This is a genomic window from Pedobacter sp. 01T416_2 (genome assembly GCF_056398925.1).
Genome location: NZ_JBFTQI010000682.1, coordinates 1 through 3,238 on the forward strand (window position 1 = coordinate 1; position 3,238 = coordinate 3,238).

General features: G+C 38.5%; 5 protein-coding genes. 3 read left to right on the forward strand and 2 right to left on the reverse strand.

The genetic code is table 11. The features are described 5' to 3' along the window. Together AC1DPQ_RS22385 and AC1DPQ_RS22390 are read left to right on the forward strand one after the other, a co-directional pair. On the forward strand, positions 1 to 808 hold an 808-nt coding region (locus AC1DPQ_RS22385), incomplete at its 5' end, for a DUF5013 domain-containing protein (protein WP_477610920.1). Positions 809 to 904: 96 nt separating this feature from the next. Further along, positions 905 to 1,762 (forward strand): glycoside hydrolase family 16 protein, encoded by an 858-nt coding sequence (locus AC1DPQ_RS22390; RefSeq protein WP_477584860.1) that lies wholly within the window; start codon positions 905 to 907, stop codon positions 1,760 to 1,762. Here the strand turns inward: AC1DPQ_RS22390 and AC1DPQ_RS22395 are convergent. Together AC1DPQ_RS22395 and AC1DPQ_RS22400 are read right to left on the reverse strand one after the other, a co-directional pair. Next, positions 1,743 to 1,952, reverse strand: coding sequence for a hypothetical protein (locus AC1DPQ_RS22395; RefSeq protein ID WP_477584859.1), 210 nt, complete (start codon positions 1,950 to 1,952; stop codon positions 1,743 to 1,745). The two genes, AC1DPQ_RS22390 and AC1DPQ_RS22395, sit on opposite strands and share 20 nt — an antisense overlap. Positions 1,953 to 2,246: 294 nt before the next feature. Further along, the gene (locus AC1DPQ_RS22400; protein WP_230150534.1) at positions 2,247 to 2,777 is read right to left on the reverse strand and encodes an OmpA family protein; all 531 of its coding nucleotides are present in this window, start codon (positions 2,775 to 2,777) and stop codon (positions 2,247 to 2,249) included. A gap of 181 nt (positions 2,778 to 2,958) precedes the next feature. Here AC1DPQ_RS22400 and AC1DPQ_RS22405 point away from each other — a divergent pair. Then, the coding region (locus AC1DPQ_RS22405) for an SDR family NAD(P)-dependent oxidoreductase (RefSeq protein ID WP_477610921.1) at positions 2,959 to 3,238 on the forward strand (280 nt) is incomplete at its 3' end.

Below are 3,238 nucleotides of genomic sequence, written 5' to 3' on the forward strand. Positions count from 1 at the left end.
AACGGGGAGGTCTTATGGCCAGAGGTATCAATCATCCTTGTTTAACCGGCCAATAGAATCCGCTTTTACTGATGCAAGTGGGCTAACTAAAATTACCTGGCAGGGAATGGACCGTTTAACAGGTGTGTTTGCTACTGAAGTAGAATACACGAACCTGAGTAATGTAATTAAAAAGATCAGAGCTAAAATTGATGAGACAACAACTTCTATCTCAGATATTAAGCCAGGTACGACCCTTAGGTACCGTACGTTGTTTTTACCTGATACCGTTTCAATCGATACATTTTCAACTGCTTTTCAAACACAACGGGTAGGAGCCGATATCACCTCAACCTATTTTAAAAATAAAGGTAATCCATTCTTAGCTGCTGCAAGTGGTGGTAGATGGCGTAATATTGCCGATTGGACAGTTACTGCAAATATTAAAAATCATGGTGGTTTAGGTGGCTGGTGCTCGGATCAAGGTGGCTGTTTGGCAATGGAAATGGGCTGGGATGGCACTGCACAAATTACCAATGGTAAAATATACCAAACTTTTACGCTTCCGGCGGGCAGCTATAGTTTCGAAATTACCATGGCTAAAAATGAAGCAAAGGATCCGGTTTACATCGTAGCAGCAGCTGGTAATACCCTGCCAGATGTGGCCGATGTATCAACTTCATTGGGGTATACCAATTTTGCAAATAATAAGTTCCAGTTTACATTAACACAATCAACAACAGTTTCAATAGGCTTTCTTGCCACGATGCTAACGGCATCAGGAAATCAATTCTGGATTGTAAAAGAAGTAATGCTTAAATCACTTTAACGTATTAAAGTTAATTTCTTATTCTCTGGGTTTTATCAAAACCCAGAGAATTTTTTATTTAAGAATAATGTTAAATTAGTTGATCAAAAAATCCTTATGCCAAATAGAATCCCATTCACCCTTATTGTATGGATAATTATTTTAATCCAATCCTGCGCTATAAACAAGGATCACAATTTTTCAAATACTTATGTTAAGGAAAGTTATAAGCTAATTTGGAGTGATGAATTTAACAAAAATGGCGTTCCAGATCCAGCCAATTGGGATTATGAGAAAGGTTTTGTCCGTAACGAAGAGCTACAATGGTATCAGCCCGAAAATGCTTTCTGCAAAGATGGCAAGTTGATTATCGAAGCGCGAAAAGAAGTAAAACCTAATCCGCTATATGTAGAAGGAAGCAACGAATGGCGTAAAAAAACAAAAAATATAGAATATACTTCAGCTTGTATCATTACTAAAGGTTTACAAAGCTGGCAGTATGGTCGATTCGAAATGAGAGGAAAGATCGACATTTCAGATGGGCTTTGGCCGGCATTTTGGACACTAGGCATAAAAGGTCGCTGGCCTGCAAACGGTGAAATCGATATTATGGAATACTACCGGGGAAAATTATTGGCCAATATCGCAAGTTTAGGGCCCGATAAAAAGGCGAAATGGTTTAGTAACACAAAACCCGTAGCCGAATTGGGCGGAAAAAAATGGGCATCTGAATTTCATATATGGCGCATGGACTGGGATAGCGAAGCCATCAGTTTATTTGTAGATGGAATGCTTTTGAACAAAACGCTGTTAACCGATCTTAAAAATGATGACGGCTCAGATTTTCATCCTTTTAAACAACAACATTACATCTTGTTTGATCTGGCAATGGGCGGTATGAATGGTGGCTCGTTAAATGATACTAAATTTCCCAATAGGATGGAAGTCGATTATATTAGGGTGTATCAGAAATAGATGCCTTTGAAATTGTCACCCTGAGGGATAATTTATTTATAAAAATCAATATGAGTGACGTATAAATGATTTCTTTTTGCCATACGGCACGGTCTTGCCTCGGCTCGCCGCCGCCAAAGGGCTCTTTCTTTTTGGCATCAAAAAGACCAGCATAGCTAGCTTGAATGCCGCTGAAAGCATAAAGGCCCATGAAAAAACAAAAAATGCCGGCTGAAAATTTTTCTTTTGAAGCCAGTTGTGCGGCCAGAACAGTTCAGCCCGAAAAATTTGTTAGGCCGGATTTAAGTAGAACGGGGATACAATGCTATGGCCCAGCTGGATGGAAATGCGAAAGCAATTAAAATACTGATTAATAATAATTTGTAAAATAACGTCAATGGTAGCGTAGTCGAAGGGCTGAACAAGTTCAGGATGACGACCGCGTTGTAAATAAGAAAGCGCCATGGAAATTAAACCATGGCGCTTTCTATTATATTTCTAAGAATTAATGTTGAACTTTTATTTCAGTTCTTCTGTTCACCATTCTACCTTCTTCACTATCGTTCGAGCTGATCGGTTCTTTTTCGCCATGACCAACAACAGTAAAATTACTGCCGTTTAAACCTGCGTTTATAAAGTAAGATTTTACGGCATTTGCACGGTCGATAGAGAGTTGCATATTGTGATCGGGTGTACCCTCAGCAGATGAATGTCCGTTAAGTACAAATTTGGTGGTAGGCGATTTTTTCATTTCCGCCACTGCTTTATCCAGGATAGCGAATGATGATGTTTTAAGTACAAACGAATTAAACTCAAACTGGATATTGTCTAAGTTAAAGTTGGGTTTTTCAACTGGAGCCGGAGCTTCTTCTTTCTCTGGTGCAGGCGCTGGTTTTTTTTCCTCTACTGGTGGTGCTGGCTTTTCAACAGGTGCTGGAGCTGGTTTTGCTACCAGTTTTTTTGTTTTACAAGAGTACATTGTAAGGGTAAACAAAGCGAGGAGCGTAGTGAATAAAAGGTTTTTGGTAATGTTCATGTTTTAAGATTAATTTAAGTTTACTGTGTGTTTGTTGCCCAAACATACTAATAAATGATTACAGCTATAACGGTGTTTTTTAGAAGAAGTTATATTTAATGTGTTAATCCGTCTAATTTTAACTTCAGTTTTACTCAAACATATTCACATCAATTCCCTTTATGTATTATAACATTTTACTATGGAACGTTTTGAAAACAAAATCGCTTTAATTACCGGAAGCAGTCAGGGAATTGGCGCTGCATGTGCCTTAAGGTTGGCAAAAGATGGCTGTGATATTATTTTAAATGGCCATAAATTTGATGAAAGGGGCGAAAAACTTATCGCAGAAATACAAGACATGGGTAGGAAAGCAACTTTTTTGAAGGCCGATTTAAGTAAGGCCAAAGAAGCCGCTAAATTGATAACCGATGCCGTAGCAGCATTTGGCCATTTAGATATTTTAGTAAATAATGCGGGCG

Coding starts and splice junctions, on each gene's coding strand:
- AC1DPQ_RS22390 (WP_477584860.1), top strand. CDS start 905: ATGCCAAATAGAATCCCATTCACCCTTATTGTATGGATAATTATTTTA.
- AC1DPQ_RS22395 (WP_477584859.1), bottom strand. CDS start 1,952: ATGGGCCTTTATGCTTTCAGCGGCATTCAAGCTAGCTATGCTGGTCTT.
- AC1DPQ_RS22400 (WP_230150534.1), bottom strand. CDS start 2,777: ATGAACATTACCAAAAACCTTTTATTCACTACGCTCCTCGCTTTGTTT.